General features: G+C 38.9%; 11 protein-coding genes and 2 pseudogenes. 3 read left to right on the forward strand and 10 right to left on the reverse strand.

The annotated features are described in order from the left end of the window. Positions 1-234: 234 nt before the first annotated feature. The 5 genes from JCM15092_RS12255 to trxA (JCM15092_RS12275) form a co-directional block, all read right to left on the reverse strand. Positions 235-3,441, reverse strand: coding sequence for an efflux RND transporter permease subunit (locus JCM15092_RS12255; protein WP_024994922.1), 3,207 nt, complete (start codon positions 3,439-3,441; stop codon positions 235-237). A gap of 12 nt (positions 3,442-3,453) precedes the next feature. Continuing rightward, a complete protein-coding gene (locus JCM15092_RS12260) occupies positions 3,454-4,533 on the reverse strand; it encodes an efflux RND transporter periplasmic adaptor subunit (RefSeq protein WP_024994923.1) in 1,080 nt (359 codons plus the stop codon). A gap of 7 nt (positions 4,534-4,540) precedes the next feature. After that, on the reverse strand, positions 4,541-5,764 hold the full coding sequence (locus JCM15092_RS12265; protein WP_235782354.1) for a TolC family protein: 1,224 nt from the start codon (positions 5,762-5,764) through the stop codon (positions 4,541-4,543). A 125-nt stretch (positions 5,765-5,889) separates the two neighbouring features. Further along, on the reverse strand, positions 5,890-6,282 hold the full coding sequence (gene trxA / locus JCM15092_RS16035; protein ID WP_235782356.1) for a thioredoxin: 393 nt from the start codon (positions 6,280-6,282) through the stop codon (positions 5,890-5,892). A gap of 54 nt (positions 6,283-6,336) precedes the next feature. Beyond that, positions 6,337-6,693 (reverse strand): thioredoxin, encoded by a 357-nt coding sequence (gene trxA / locus JCM15092_RS12275; RefSeq protein WP_024994925.1) that lies wholly within the window; start codon positions 6,691-6,693, stop codon positions 6,337-6,339. A gap of 124 nt (positions 6,694-6,817) precedes the next feature. Here trxA (JCM15092_RS12275) and JCM15092_RS12280 point away from each other — a divergent pair, with 124 nt between their 5' ends. After that, positions 6,818-7,747, forward strand: coding sequence for a LysR substrate-binding domain-containing protein (locus JCM15092_RS12280; RefSeq protein WP_024994926.1), 930 nt, complete (start codon positions 6,818-6,820; stop codon positions 7,745-7,747). A gap of 36 nt (positions 7,748-7,783) precedes the next feature. Here the strand turns inward: JCM15092_RS12280 and ybaK are convergent. Together ybaK and uvrA are read right to left on the reverse strand one after the other, a co-directional pair. Continuing rightward, a pseudogene (ybaK, locus tag JCM15092_RS16040) lies at positions 7,784-8,262 on the reverse strand (Cys-tRNA(Pro) deacylase). Positions 8,263-8,302: 40 nt separating this feature from the next. Continuing rightward, a pseudogene (gene uvrA, locus JCM15092_RS16045) lies at positions 8,303-11,153 on the reverse strand (excinuclease ABC subunit UvrA). A gap of 145 nt (positions 11,154-11,298) precedes the next feature. Between uvrA and JCM15092_RS12295 the strand changes: the two are divergent. Both JCM15092_RS12295 and JCM15092_RS12300 read left to right on the forward strand, forming a co-directional pair. Then, on the forward strand, positions 11,299-13,074 hold the full coding sequence (locus JCM15092_RS12295; RefSeq protein WP_024994927.1) for a PBP1 and LysM peptidoglycan-binding domain-containing protein: 1,776 nt from the start codon (positions 11,299-11,301) through the stop codon (positions 13,072-13,074). Next, positions 13,074-13,775 (forward strand): porin family protein, encoded by a 702-nt coding sequence (locus JCM15092_RS12300; protein ID WP_024994928.1) that lies wholly within the window; start codon positions 13,074-13,076, stop codon positions 13,773-13,775. The genes JCM15092_RS12295 and JCM15092_RS12300 overlap by 1 nt, the downstream gene beginning before the upstream one ends. A gap of 75 nt (positions 13,776-13,850) precedes the next feature. On the opposite strand, the gene JCM15092_RS12305 is transcribed toward JCM15092_RS12300, so the two are convergent. From JCM15092_RS12305 to JCM15092_RS12315, 3 genes are all read right to left on the reverse strand, one after another. Then, positions 13,851-14,300, reverse strand: coding sequence for a DUF4293 domain-containing protein (locus JCM15092_RS12305; RefSeq protein ID WP_024994929.1), 450 nt, complete (start codon positions 14,298-14,300; stop codon positions 13,851-13,853). 75 nt (positions 14,301-14,375) lie between these two features. Beyond that, positions 14,376-14,711, reverse strand: coding sequence for a DNA-directed RNA polymerase subunit omega (locus tag JCM15092_RS12310; protein WP_024994930.1), 336 nt, complete (start codon positions 14,709-14,711; stop codon positions 14,376-14,378). A gap of 13 nt (positions 14,712-14,724) precedes the next feature. Next, the gene (locus JCM15092_RS12315) at positions 14,725-15,576 is read right to left on the reverse strand and encodes an outer membrane protein assembly factor BamD (RefSeq protein ID WP_024994931.1); all 852 of its coding nucleotides are present in this window, start codon (positions 15,574-15,576) and stop codon (positions 14,725-14,727) included. Positions 15,577-15,609 lie beyond the last annotated feature (33 nt).

Here is a 15,609-nt window from a genome sequence, read left to right on the forward strand (position 1 = left end):
AAAATATATTATAAATAGTCCTCATACATGTAGTATTTATCATAAATATTACAATAATTGTATAATAGAGAAATAAATATCCTTTATCAATTGCGGATCATTTAGTCAGCTTGAACTGTAGTCTGAATAATGCTTTAGCAGCATAAAAAAGAGGCTGCACTAGAATCACTTCTAACGTAGCCTCGGAGGAACTCAATATAAAACTATAATTTAAAGTTGTCAGTCATCAATATCTTATTTTACTTTCTTCTTTAGCATCTTGTAATATAACAGTGGTATAACTACCAGTGTTAGCAAGGTGGATGTAATTGATCCTCCTATAAGTGATATTGCAAGACCTTGGAAGATAGGATCGAAGAGCATTACAAAAGCTCCTAATACCACACTACCTGCAGTCAGAATGATTGGAGTAGTACGTACAGCTCCTGATTCAATGATAGCCTGCTTTAAAGGTACTCCTTGTTTCAAGCGGATATCGATGAAGTCAATAAGCAATATAGAGTTACGTACCATCACACCGGCCAAGGCAATGAATCCAATCATTGATGGCGCACTGAAGTAGGCTCCCATAACCAAATGTCCCAATACAATACCAATCAGTGATAGAGGAATGGCTGCCAGTTGGACAAACGGTGTCACAAAACTCTGGAACCATGCTACAATCAATATATAGATAATTATCAATACAAAGACGAATGCCAATCCTAAGTCACGGAATACCTCGTATGTAATCTTCCATTCACCATCCCATTTCAGAGAGTAGTTGTCTTCTGAGTCAGGTTGCTGACTGAACTGCTCCTCAATAGAATATCCGTCAGGTAACTTAATCTGCTTCAATCCATCGGCGGCATCAAGCATAGCATATATAGGACTTTCAAGGTCGCCTGCTATCTCTGTCATCACATATACCACTCTCTTCTGGTTCTTACGCATGATACTCTTCTGCTTTTCACCTTCAGAGACAGTAACAATATGATTTAGTGGAACAGACAGTCCCTTCTCATTCACTACATTTAGCCCTAACACCTCGTTTACATTCGACTGGTCTGCCTCAGGAATCTGGAGGGTCACTCCTACCTGATTAACCATTGATGGCTGATGAAGTATTCCTACCGGCATCCCTGACAAGGCGCCGGTCACCGACTGTACCACCTGAGAATTAGGAATACCTAACTTCATTGATTTGTCCTTGTCAACTGTAAATTTATACTCTTTCTGGTCACTCTCTACATTCCAGTCAACATCGACCACATTGTCAGTACCACTAAGTATAGATTTGATCTTTTCTGCTATCTCCACCTGCTTATTATAATCTGGTCCGTAAACCTCAGCAACAAGTGTTGACATCACCGGAGGACCGGGAGGAACTTCCACCACCTTCACATTAGCATTATATCTTTTACCTATTGACTGTAAGCCGCTACGCATTGATTTTGCAATATCATGACTCTGCAAGCTTCTCTCTCCCTTATCTATAAGGTTCACCTGGATATCAGCAACATTATCTCCTTTGCGCATATCGTAGTGGCGCACAAGACCGTTGAAGTTTATCGGTGCTGCTGTTCCTGCATATATCTGATAGTTTGTAACATACTCATTTTTGCTTACATATGATGCAAGTTCCTGTGCTACAGCATTTGTACGTTCCAATGTTGTACCTTCTGGCATATCTATTATCACTTGGAATTCATTCTTATTATCGAATGGGAGCATCTTTACAGGTACAGTTCTAGTATAGAAAAGTACTAGTGAACCTAACATGATGGCAGTAAGGCTACTCATAAATATCCAGCGTTTCTTACGACTTTCAAGGAAAGGCACTGTAATTGCTGAATACCACTTGTATATGCGTGTCTTTTCCAGCTCTCGATACTCTTCTTCATCACTTTCCTCTTTATGATTCTTACCCTTATATCTTAAGAACAGGTAACCGAAATATGGAGTAAGCGTCAAAGCTACCAACAGTGAGAATATCATGGCAATTGATGAACCGATTGGCATCGGGCTCATGTAAGGGCCCATCATACCGGAAACGAATGCCATTGGCAACACAGCTGCAATAACAGTTAGAGTTGCAAGGATTGTTGGATTACCTACTTCATTAATAGCATATATTGCTGCTTGCAAAGGAGGCAATTTCTTCATCTTAAAGTGCCGATACATATTCTCTGCAATGATGATTGAGTCGTCGGTAACAATACCCGTGACAAACACCAGTGCAAAGAGCGTTATTCGATTCAGCGTATATCCCAAGAAGTAGTATGCAAAAAGTGTAAGAGCAAATGTGATAGGTACTGACATGAATACTACCAGACCTCCTCTCCAGCCCATAGCCAGCATAACGAATACTGTTACTGCTAGAATTGCAATTGACAAGTGCAGTAATAGCTCAGAAACTTTATGTGAAGCTGTCAATCCATAGTTACGTGTTACCTCTACATTCAGATCTTTTGTGATGAGATCGCTCTTCATCTTGTCGACTTTACTGATAAGAATATCGGCAAGTTTCATGGCATCTGCACCATTCTTCTTTGCAATAGAGATAGTTACAGCCTCGTGTAAACCTAGATTCTTACTCTGTTTATCACCATCTGCTGAACCATAGCCGAAGCTAACATAATTATCTGGAATACGCGGACCATCTTCAATTGTTGCTATCTGATAAAGATATATTGGTTGCTGATCCTTTGTTCCAACAATTGTATTCTTTATCTCCTCTGCATCTGAGAAGAAATTACCTGTCTCTACAGAGTATACAGCATCATTATTTACAATGTTTCCACTCTGCATCTGTGCATTGTTGGCCTGAAGAGACTTAGCAATGGTACTCATGTCAACATTGCTTTCAGCCATCTTATCCTTATCCAGCCATACACTTACCTGACGGCTCTGTCCGCCTGTAACCTCAACATGAGCTACATCTTTTACCTTCTTTATTTCGTTTGCTACAACCTCTGCGACCTGTCTTATCTGATAGCCGTTCATTTTATCACTCCAAATAGTAAATGCGAGAGCGGGCACATCGTCGATAGTACGGGTTTTGACTAAAGGCATTGTAACACCTTGAGGCATGCGGTCCATGTTCTTCATCAACTCATTGTATAACTTAACCAATGAATTTTCAAGGTTCTCACCAACATAGAACTGTACTGTGAGCATACCCATACCATTCATAGATGTTGAGTATACATCTTCCACACCCTTTATATTTGATACAATCTTCTCTATAGGTTGTATTACGCTGCTTTCTACCTCTGCAGGAGAAGCTCCCGGATAGCCGATCATTATGTCAGCCATTGGTACCTCTATCTGCGGCTCCTCTTCACGAGGGATTAGATAGATGCTGAATGCTCCTAATAGCAGGAAAGCTATCATAAGCAGCAGACTCAGTTTCGAGCCTATGAATGCCTTGGCTATTCTACCTGAAATTCCTTCTTTCATAGTTCTATCTGATTATTTTGTTACTAATACTTTTATACCGTTATATAGTTTTGTACCATTCAGTCGGATTATCTGCTCATTTTCATTCAAGCCTGAGATAACCTCTACCAAATCACCATTCTTCTTACCCAGACGTACCCAGCGTAACATAGCTTCCTGATCTGGAGTTACAACATAGAGGCCTGTCAGTTGGTCACGTTTCACTATAGAAGATGACTCTACCCAAATCTCCTTTAGACTCTCCTTATCATATTTGCCTGCAATCTGAATACCGGCATACATTCCTGCATGTAGATTATATTTAGCTTCCTGATCAATGGCAATTCTTATTCCGTATTGTCCTCCTGTCATTGCTGACGATGGACTTATCTCGCTTATTTTTCCTGAAATATTCTTGTTGAGTGACTTTATCCCGATAGTTACAACGTCACCGACTTTGATAGATGATATATAGTTCTCAGGTACTGAAGCCTTAACCTCCATGTCGCCTGTCTGTTCCATTGTCAACAGAGGCATTCCTGGATTAGCCATGCTACCCTCGTCAATCATTTTACCTGTTATTGTTCCTGAGAATGGAGCTCTGATATGTGTATATGCAAGCATTGCATTCACTTCGTTTAATCCCTGGCGAGCCATCTGCAACTTAGACTGGATAGAGATATTGTTCAGCTCCATATTCTCCAGCTCCTTGTCGGATACGCTTTTCTGAGCATGCAACTGTTTGAAACGGCTATAGTCACGTTCAGCGTTCTTTGCAGCTGCTTCAGCTTCAGAAACCATTGCCTTAGCCTGTGCCTTTTTAGCATTCAGGTCGTCACTGTTTATGACAAGTAGAAGTTGTCCCTCTTTAACTTTATCGCCCTGTTTGACCTTAATCTGGTCAACATATCCCATCATGCGTGTACTGATTACTGCAGTCTGCTTTGCTGATACCATTCCGCTGATGAACATTCCACCATCATGAAGAAGTGTCGGCGTATAAGTAGTAACTGCTACGGGTTTATCTTTTGCTTCGCTCTCCGATTTTGATGAACAAGAAGAGAAGATCAAAGCAGCCATTAGTGTTGGATATATTATTAATCTGGTTTTCATTGCTTATTTATTTGATGGTGGTTAGTAATTCTTGGTAATATCTGGTAATGTTGTAGGTCATGACTGCTTGTGCCAAACCTAACTGCTGTTGTGAAAGTTGTGCCTGAGAGGTCAGTAGATCTGTAGTACTTGCCAACCCTTCTTTGTAGCGGTTGTTGGTTATACGCAATGCCTCATAAGCATGCTCTACACTGCTCTGTTGTTTCCTAATCTCAATATTCAGATCCTGAATATCACGTGCAGTCTTGTTAACTTCCAGTTTGCTCTTGTCAATGTAATCGTCAACCTCTCTCTTCATCTTATCTCTCTGAAATATAGCTGAGCGCACCTTGCTTCTGTTCTGGTTACCAGAGAATATTGTCCAACTAAGGTTTATGCCTGCTAAGTATGAATCATTCTGAAACTTGAATATTTTGGAATCATTCAATTGGTAGCTTCCGAAAGCATTAATCTTTGGTAGGAAGTTCATCGCTGACGATTTTACCATTGCTTTTGATGCATCCAATGCACTCTGCATAGCCATCACATCTGATCTGTTCATAGAGAATTCAGGTGAGACTTCCAGATTTGATTTCTGTTCTAATGAATCGGTAATATAAAGTTGACTTTTACTATCATCGCCACCATTCATTAGTAGGTTAAGACCATCGGATGCATTTGCAATATTACTTTCTGCTTTTGCTAAGGCACTTTCGATAGTGTTTACCTGTACCTGAGCATTCAGAACGTCTGATTTCTGCACCAATCCTTTATTGTAAAAGTTCTCTACACTCTGGTGAATCTGCTTAACATCAACTAGTGTACGACTTAATATCTCGCGTGCCTGATATGCGAACTGCAACTGTGTATATGCCTTCTGAACTTCGAAGCTAATGTAATCTTTCATATAAGCTGCTTTATACTTATATACTTCATCCTGTTTCTTTGCAGCCTTACGTGCATATATCAAATCAAGATTTACAAGTGGCATCTTAACATCCACTGAAGCTCCATAATTCTGTGTGGCACCCGGATTATTTAATTTTGATGGGTCAAAATCTGCAGCTGCAACACTCTCTTGTTGTAATAGAAATCCAAAGGCATTCAATGGATTGTTGGTTGTCAAGGCAGTATATCCAACCGATACCTGAGGAAGAAAGATTGCATCAGTCTGGTGATAGTCTGCATTAGCTACTTTTCTGTCCAGTTCTGCTATCTGAATATTATTGTTGTTTTTTACTGCTATATTCACTGCCTGGTTTAGTTCGAGGTGTTTTGCCTCCTGAGCGGAAACCGCCAGGGGCAAAAACGAAACCTGTCACAAACATAGATATAGTCTTCAGTTTAGTTATTATGTTCATAGTGCTATGGTTCAACTTATTTGAGAAGATTTGAATCTATTGTCTTTTTTAACTCTGCTTTTGGTAAAGCTCCTTGTGCCATAATAGGCTTTCCTCTTTTAGGAATAAAGAGTATTGATGGAATGCTCTGTATGCCGAACATCGTTGCCAATTCTCTCTCCTTGTCTACATCTACTTTATAGAACTGTACTTTACCGTTATACTCTTTAGCAAGTTGTTCCATTATTGGAGATAGTCGCTTGCAAGGTCCGCACCATGTTGCGTAGAAATCAATAATAGTTGGTTTGTTCCCAAGGAATTTCCAATCTTTGTTTTTCTCTAAATCAGCAACTTTTTTAGTAAATTCGGATTTAGTAATCTCTTTCACCACTTGAGCAGATGCTCCTTGTGTTGACACTAATCCCATCATTAATAGTATGATTGCTAAAAAGCTATATTTAATTTTTATTGTTTTCATATCTGCTTATTTTAATAAGATGTCATTTATTGTATTCTTTAACTGAACTTTTGGTAAAGCTCCTTGTAACATTCCGGGGTTACCTGTAAGAGGAATGAATAAAAGTGATGGAACGCTGCGGATGTTAAACAACTCTGATAATTTGCTCTCTTGGTCAACATCTACTTTGTAGAAGTCTACTTTTCCTTCATACTCTTCTGAAAGTTCATCTAATATTGGAGAAAGCATCTTGCAAGGTCCACACCATGTTGCGAAGAAATCGATTATTGCCGGACGTTCTCCTAAAAATTTCCACTCGTTACCATTTTCCAGGTTAGCTACTTTCTTGTTAAACTCTGCTGTTGTTAATACTGTTGCTTTCATAATTTCTAATTTTATATTGATTGTTTTTTGTTGTTTATCTCTCTTTTGTTGATGCAAATATATTGGGCTTTTAATAGGAGCACAACAGCTTTTTGCTATCTTTGTATAGCTAAAAACTATCATTATGACTTTACAACAGATGGAATATATTGTGGCTTTGGATACATATCGCCACTTTGTCTTAGCAGCTGAGTCATGTGGAGTGACTCAACCCTCATTGAGTGCCATGGTCCAAAAGCTGGAGGAGGAATTGGATGTGACACTTTTCAATCGTGATAAAAAGAATATCACTCCCACTCCTATTGGTGAAAAGGTGATTGCACAAGCACATATATTGCTGAAAGAGGCAGAACGTGTAAAGGAACTTATATCTGATGAGGTTGAGAGCATGTCAGGCAATCTTCATATTGGTATGTTGCCTACAATCTCTCCCTACCTGGTACCCGACTTTATCTTAAGTTTCAAACAGAAGTTTCCAAAGATGAATCTGGTTATTGAAGAGAAGGAGAATGCAGCTTTACTCAATGATATTGCTCTTGGCAGTATAGATATGGCGATAACGACCTCTCCCGAAGCTGGAGGAAAATTCCTCGAGATACCTGTTTACAAGGAGCCATTCGTTGGATACTTCTCGTGTGCTTGTAAAGATACTCTGAAGATGATTTCTGAAGGGAAACTTCCTGCAGAACATATGTGGATACTAAAGGAGGGACATTGTGTTCCTAATGGAGCCCTTAACTTCTGCGACGATAAGAGTGTGGGAAATCATACATATGAGGCAGGCAGCATAGAGACGCTTATCCGAATAGTTGACAGGAATGGTGGGTTTACAATTATTCCTCAACTGCACACAAATTTCTTGACGGCGGAGCAGAAGAAAAATATACACTCTCTTGATCATATACCTGCAGCGTCACGTCTTATATCAATCGTAATCAAGGAGGACTTTATTCGTGAAAGAGTAGTCAATGCGGTTTATAATGTGATGAAAGATGTCATCCCAGCAGAAATGTTGGATGAGGGTACTAAATCAAGATCTATCAAGCTTAGATAATATCTCCTGTATATTATCTCTACAGGATTCAGAAGACTAAAAGAGTGTACATATTTCAGCTCTGCTTTCCTTTATAAGATCTTGGGGAGCTAGCCTGATCTGAAGACCGCGTATTCCAGCACTTACATAGATATATGTAAAGTCATTGCAGCTGGCATGTATATATGTTGGGAAATGTTTTTTCATTCCTATAGGTGAACAGCCGCCACGTATATATCCGGTAAGAGGAAGAAGCTCTTTCATAGGTATTAGGTCGCACTTCTTGTTGCCCGAAACTTTAGCAGCTAACTTAAGGTCAATCTCATGTTCACCTGGAATAACGCAAACAAAATAGCCGGATTTCTCTCCATGTAGCACCAATGTCTTAAAGACTTGCTCTATATCTTCGCCTAAACTTTCTGCACATGTATTGCGCTAAGGTCGTTCTCATCCACATCATATGGGATAAGTTCATACTTTACTTTCGCCTTATCGAGTAGTCTTGCAACATTTGTTTTTGATATCTTCTCTTTCATAACACACTATTTCCCGAATCTTTATTACTAAGTAGGAACTCTATTTGATATTATTATAATATTCAAGTTCCTCTTTAATGAACTTGGATGTGTATCCTTTGCCACTTTTTGCAACCTCTTCAGGTGTACCGATAACAAGAATCTTTCCTCCGCCTCTGCCACCTTCAGGTCCCATATCTATGACATGATCCGCCATCTTTATTACATCAAGGTTATGTTCAATGACAATCACAGTATTTCCTTTGTCAACAAGTTTGTTGAGTACATTCATAAGCACTCGTATATCTTCAAAGTGAAGTCCAGTAGTTGGCTCATCGAGTATGTAAACTGTCTTTCCTGTATCACGTTTTGAAAGTTCAGTGGCAAGTTTTACACGCTGACTCTCACCACCTGATAGTGTTGTAGATGGCTGCCCAAGTTTGATATATCCCAATCCAACCTCTTGAAGAACCTTTATCTTATTAAGTATCTGTGGCACATTTTCGAAGAACTCCACAGCAATGTTTATTGTCATGTCGAGTACATCGGCAATAGATTTTCCTTTGTATCTTACCTCAAGAGTCTCACGGTTATATCTCTTTCCGTGGCACACCTCGCATGGCACCAATACATCTGGGAGGAAATTCATCTCTATAGTCTTATATCCGTTGCCTGAACAAGCTTCACAACGTCCTCCACTTATGTTGAACGAGAAACGTCCCGCTTTATAACCTCTTATCTTTGCCTCAGGAAGTGCAACAAACAGGTTTCTTATATCCGAGAATACCCCTGTATAGGTAGCAGGATTAGAGCGTGGCGTTCTTCCCAATGGTGATTGGTCTACGTTTACCACCTTATCAATAAACTCTATTCCCTCTATTGACTCGTATGGTAATGGATCTTGAAGTGAGCGATAGAAATGTTGAGAGAGTATAGGTTGCAGAGTATCATTTACCAATGTGGATTTACCGCTACCAGATACACCTGTCACACATATCAGCTCACCTAAAGGGAACGACACATCAACATTTTTAAGGTTGTTTCCACGTACCCCTTTTAATGTAAGTAACTCTCCATTTCCCACTCTCCTCTTTTCTGGTACAGCAATCTGCATCTTTCCGTTGAGGTATTTTGATGTCAAAGTATCCTCTTTTAGCATCTCTTCCGGAGTTCCTTGGAATACCACCTCACCTCCCAGACGGCCTGCCTTAGGCCCCATATCGACTATATAGTCTGCCGCAAGCATCATATCCTTGTCATGCTCGACAACAATGACAGAGTTGCCACCATCACGAAGTTTCTTTAGAGAATTAATGAGTCGGATATTATCTCTTTGATGAAGTCCGATACTCGGCTCATCAAGTATATATAGTACATTTACAAGCTGTGATCCTATCTGTGTTGCCAAACGTATACGCTGGCTCTCACCACCAGAGAGAGAGACAGAACTACGGTTTAGTGAAAGATAATCCAATCCCACATCAAGAAGGAAAGTAAGTCTTGAACGAATCTCTTTAAGAATCTCTGTAGCAATCATTCGTTGCTTATTCTCAAGATGAACATCTATATCAGCCAGCCAACTGTGCAGCTCGCTGATATCCATGCATGATAGTTCAAAGATGTTCTTATCATATATTTTGTAGCTAAGTGCCTCTTTGTTTAGTCGCGCCCCTTTACATTCAGGACATACATCAGTCTTAGCAAACTGGTCTGCCCATTTCTGAGCTGTAGCAGATGCATCTTTCTCCTGCATAATCTGAATATACTTCACTATACCTTCGTACTCTGTGAAATAGTCGGATGAGGTATGAATAAGTGAGCTCTTTATCTTGATTCTATCATCAGAGCCATGAAGAATCTCATCTATGGCATCGTCGGTAATCTTTTTTATCGGAGTTTTAAGTGTGAAATCATACTTTTCCAAGATAGCCTCTATCTGCCAAAATATCATGGCATTTTTGTACTTTCCCAATGGAGCAATACCTCCCTCATAGATGGATAGTGATTTGTCGGGTATAACCTTATCTATATCAATAAGGTTTACGTAACCCAATCCCTTACATCTTGGACAGGCTCCTTGTGGTGAGTTGAATGAGAAGTTATGAGGTGCAGGTTCCTTATAAGAAGTACCGCTTACAGGGTCCATCAATCTCTTGCTGTAATGTTTTATCTCATCATTTTCAGCATCATAGATCATGATAAGTCCGTCACCCTGTTGCATAGCTGTAGCAATGCTCTGTTTGAGTCGCTTGTTATCGTCTGTTGAGTTCTCCTCAACAACCATCTTATCGATAACCACCTCTATGTCATGGTTCTTGTATCGGTCGAGTTTCATGCCATGTACCACCTCCTGTATCACTCCGTCAACGCGTACATAGAGATATCCTTTTTTCGTACATGTTCGAAAGTTCTTTGTAGTGACCTTTACGAGTTTTTACAAGCGGTGCAAGGATGAATATTCTCTTTCCTGCATAGTCATGATGGATAAGATTTACCACCTGTTCTTCGGTGTACTTAATCATCTTCTCTCCAGAGATGTATGAGTAGGCAATTCCGGCACGGGCATATAAAAGACGCAGATAGTCATATATCTCTGTTGTAGTACCTACTGTAGAACGTGGATTCTTATTCGTAGTCTTCTGTTCGATAGATATAACGGGACTTAGTCCGGTTATCTTATCGACATCAGGACGTTCCATTCCACCAAGGAAGTTTCTTGCATAAGCAGAGAAGGTCTCAATATATCTTCTTTGTCCTTCGGCAAATATTGTATCGAATGCCAGTGATGACTTACCACTACCGCTTAAACCTGTTATAACAGTAAGGCTGTTACGTGGTATCTGTACATCTATATCTTTAAGATTGTGAACTCTAGCGCCAAGAACATCAATCATCTCTTTTACATCACTCATAATATAATATCACACTTTTGTGCATGCAAAATTAATGTTTCCCGACGAATTTTTTATTAAAACAGGTAATAATATCTCTATTCTTATATAGTAATGTGAATAGAAAGTTTTTTTTTGTACTTTTGCCTAACTAAAGATAGTTAAGATGAAATTTATCAAAGCATTATATTTCTCCACTCTGCTCTCTTCATGTGCAGCTGGGGCCTTTGCGCAAAATGCTTCAAACAATCTGTTTACACATACAGTTACACCTGGTCAGAGTCTTTTCTCTATAGCTAGCATGTATAATGTCTCTGTAGAAGAGATAGTTGACCTAAACCCGGGCAGTGAGATAATATTGAGAAGTGGTTCTACTCTTAGGATACCGCAAAAGAAAGTTGTAGGTGATAAGAATGTTTTTCACACCATACAGCAAGGAGAGACTTTATATAAACTGACGCAAAAATATGGCATATCGGCAACAGCTATATGTGATGCTAATCCTGGACTTAGTGCCGATAACTTTAAGATTGGTCAGGTTCTTGTCATACCATCAGCTAACGGTCAACCTTCAGACTCTGTTGCTCCAAAGGCTACACCGGTAAATGTTGTTCCTAAATCTGATAAGCAGAAGTCTGATAAGAAGTATAGGGAGTTGCATAAGGTAGAACGCAAAGAGACCATATACAGTATTAGTAAGCAATATAACATCACTGAGCAGGCACTCATTGATGCCAATCCTGAGTTGAAGGATGGAAATTTGAAAAAAGGTAGCTTCTTAGTTATACCGAATGTTGTAAAGGTAAGTGAGATTGCTCCCACAGATGTTGAACTCTTCACTAAAAGCAGGGCAACGTCGAAGAAGTTTACTAAAGTGAAAGCTGCTCTTCTTCTACCTTTCATGACTAAAGGTGGCATCAATGATGAGCAGTCTAAGATGGTTGAGTATTATGAAGGTTTCCTTTTGGCTGTCGACAGTCTTAAGAGACAGGGATACTCATTCGATATATATACATATGATACAGACAATGATGTAGAGTCTGTGAAGAGAGTGTTGGCCAAGAGTGAGATGAAGGATATGAATATCATATTCGGTCCAGCATACTATGATCAGGTTAAGGTAGCCAGTGATTTTGCCAAGACCAATAATATCCGTCTTGTCATACCATTCACCTCAAAAGGTAATGATGTGTATGCCAATCCAAGCGTTTATCAGATAAACACTCCTCAATCATATCTCTACTCAGAGGTTTATGATCATTTCTTGAAACAGTTCCCAAATTCAAATGTTATTTTCCTTAATTCAGGTGCAGGAAGCAGTGATAAGGCTGACTTTATAAGTGGTCTGAAGAGTGAGTTAAGGAACAACAATATAAAATACAGTGAGGTTTCGGGTGACGCTATTATCCCTGAGAGTTTAATAACTATCATGGATCCGGCTAAAGATAATATCTTTATTCCTACTTCATCAAAGAATGCAGCTCTGATAAAGTTTCTTCCACAACTTGTTGTTACTGCAAGGACGAATCCAGAGTTTACTGTAAAGTTGTTCGGCTATCCTGAGTGGCAGACATATACAAACGATCATCTCAATAATTTTTATGAGCTTGATACATATTTCTATACATCATTCTATACCAACAACCTCTTTCCTGAGGCTGTGAACTTCTCTACCCTATTTAGAAGAACATATGGAAAGATAATGGCTAACTCATATCCAAAGTATGGTATGTTAGGATTTGATACAGCATATTTCTTCCTGAAAGCACTCTCACAGTATGGTAATGAAACTGAAGCAAATATCTCTAAAGTAAAATTCACACCTATACAGACAAGCTTTAAATTTGAGAGAGTGAACAATTGGGGAGGTTTCATAAACAAAAAAGTTTTCTTTGTACATTTGACAAAGAATTATGAACTCATTAAAATGCATTTTGAATAATGAATAAACTTCTGGCTTCTGCGCTGATAATCTTTGGTTCTTTATGGTGCCAGCAATCGTATGGACAACTCTTTGACCAGAGAAAGAACCTATCTATCGGTTTTAATGGAGGAGTAAATATGAGCTCTATGGATTTCAATCCTAAAGTTCAGCAAAAGGGACTTCTTGGAAACTCTTTCGGTTTTACAGCTAGATATATGTCTGAGAAATATTTTAAGATGATGTGTGGCTTGCAGGCTGAGATAAACTATTCGCAGAGAGGATGGGAAGAGAAGATTGATGATGGAAGTGGTGATACATACTCAAGGGTGTTGAACTATGTTGAGATTCCTCTGCTTGCTCATCTTGCCTTTGGAAAGGACTCTAACGAGAAAGGTGTGAAATTCTTCTTAAATCTAGGTCCTTCTGTAAGCTTTTTACTAAGTGAGAAGGAGAACCGAAGTGAGACTTGGGACCCAACCAATCGTCCTAACAGTCCTACAGGCCAGTATGGTGTTGTTGCCGACAAGAGCTTTGATTACGGACTTACTGGAGGTGCAGGTCTCGAACTAAGCACAAAAATAGGCCACTTCCTGATTGAAGGAAGATATTACTTCGGCTTGTCTGACATCTATAAATCTGGAGCGAAAGACTATTTCAGTCGTTCCGCCAACACATATTACGGAGCTCGTTTCAGCTATCTGTTTGATTTGACAAAGTAGTCGCAAACAGTTCGGTAGATACAAAAGATGCCCTTTGATAATTCAAAGGGCATCTTTTTTGCTGTAATAAAAATTTTATCGTAATCTGTCATAAGCTTTAACAAGCATCTCGTCTTTGCCTATAGCGCGAATAGCAAGCCAACTCAATATTATGTTTATTAATGGCAGACATATCGGCCAGTTCATTGTGAAGCTCTCTGTATCACCCTTAAGCATGAAAACGAATGCAATTGCTGAGATATAATATCCTACATTTAAGATTATGTTGAATACAGAAAAACGCATCTGTATAATTCTTTTCTTGAAAAGGAATATAGCGACGAAAGATATCAACGCAGAGAGCAGCTGTATTACAAATAGTGCCCAAGGTGCATAATCTTTTACTCCGTCAGCTCTGCTGATATATAGGTTGAATAAATCCGATATAGAGCTATTTTCTACGAATGCTCCAATCGGTAATGACATGCAGGTCACAGCCAAAATGGTTACAATCAGTAGATATATTGTCTGAATACGTTGTATCATAACTATTAATTTTAAGATTTATACAAAAAATAAGGCCGCTCCAATCTGAAACGGCCTATATTAAGAAATGACCTTTTACTGTAATTTCTCTTTTTCTTTAGAAGGATTACGATAGTAAACCTTACCCTCTTCGTACTCCTGAGCAGCGATTAATGTTGCCTTTGGGAGTTTTTCGTAATATCGAGAAATTTCAATTTGTTCTCTGTTTTCAAAGACCTCTTCAAGATTATCGTTATATGAAGCGAACTCCTGTAATTTCTTAGAAAGATCGTTCTTCATCTCTACGGCAATCTGATTGGAACGTTTACCAATGATAGCTACTGTTTCATATACATTACCCGTATCTTTGCATAAATCCATCATATCACGGGTGATGGTATTTGAAGGAGCATTTGTCTTTTTGTAATCCATAATCTCTTACTTATTATTTATCGTTAGTTTCTTTTACATATTTACTTGCGTCTTTAAAGATGTTGTTAGCCTCCTTAGTATATTTACTATCAGGGAACTCGTTCTTAAACGCATAATATTCGTCAATAGTTTCACGCATACGCTCTTCCTGTTTCTCTATAACACTCTCTGTTGCCAGTTTATGTTTTGCTCTTAGAAGAAGTATTGAAAGTTCCTCACGCATCTGAGTGTAAGGATAGTCCTTTAATGCATTCTGTACAGTAGTGATACATGCTTGAAAGTTGTTACCATTGATACGCATGTCAGCTGTATATGAAGCATTACCTGTATATGATCCTAAATTAAAATATAGCCTTGCAGCTTGGTAATCTTTCATCACCAGTTTGTCCTGTAGGTCGAACATCATCTGCTGAGCTTCAGCTTTGAACTTGCTCTCAGGGAAATATTCACAGAACAGTTGCAACTCATTTATTGCCTTGTAAGTATTTGTCTGGTCCAAACGAGGTTCCGGAGTATCAAGGAACAGTGATTTTCCAGAGTGAAAACGAGCCTGTTCAGTGAATATACCACGAGGATAAGTTGTGTAATATGTATTGAAATAATGTGATGCAGTAACATAGTCTCCCTGATTATAATATGTCATTGCCAACATATAGAGGGATTCCTCAGCTTGAGTAGTACCTTTCATTATAGTAATTAGCTCTTCAAGGAGTGTTGCTGCCTTAGTATTATCTCCTTTTGCAAAGTAGCTTTTCGCTGCTTCGTATCTGTATTCATAGTCCGTGCTTTTAAGAACTTTGTTGTAATCACCGCAAGATGATAGAACACTTCCAGAAACAAGAGCTACTATTATATATTTCTTCATATTATTATAATAATTGTGCAAAGTTACTTGTTT

The organism is Phocaeicola paurosaccharolyticus JCM 15092 (assembly GCF_000613805.1).
In the GTDB taxonomy this organism is placed as follows: Bacteria; Bacteroidota; Bacteroidia; order Bacteroidales; family Bacteroidaceae; genus Phocaeicola; species Phocaeicola paurosaccharolyticus.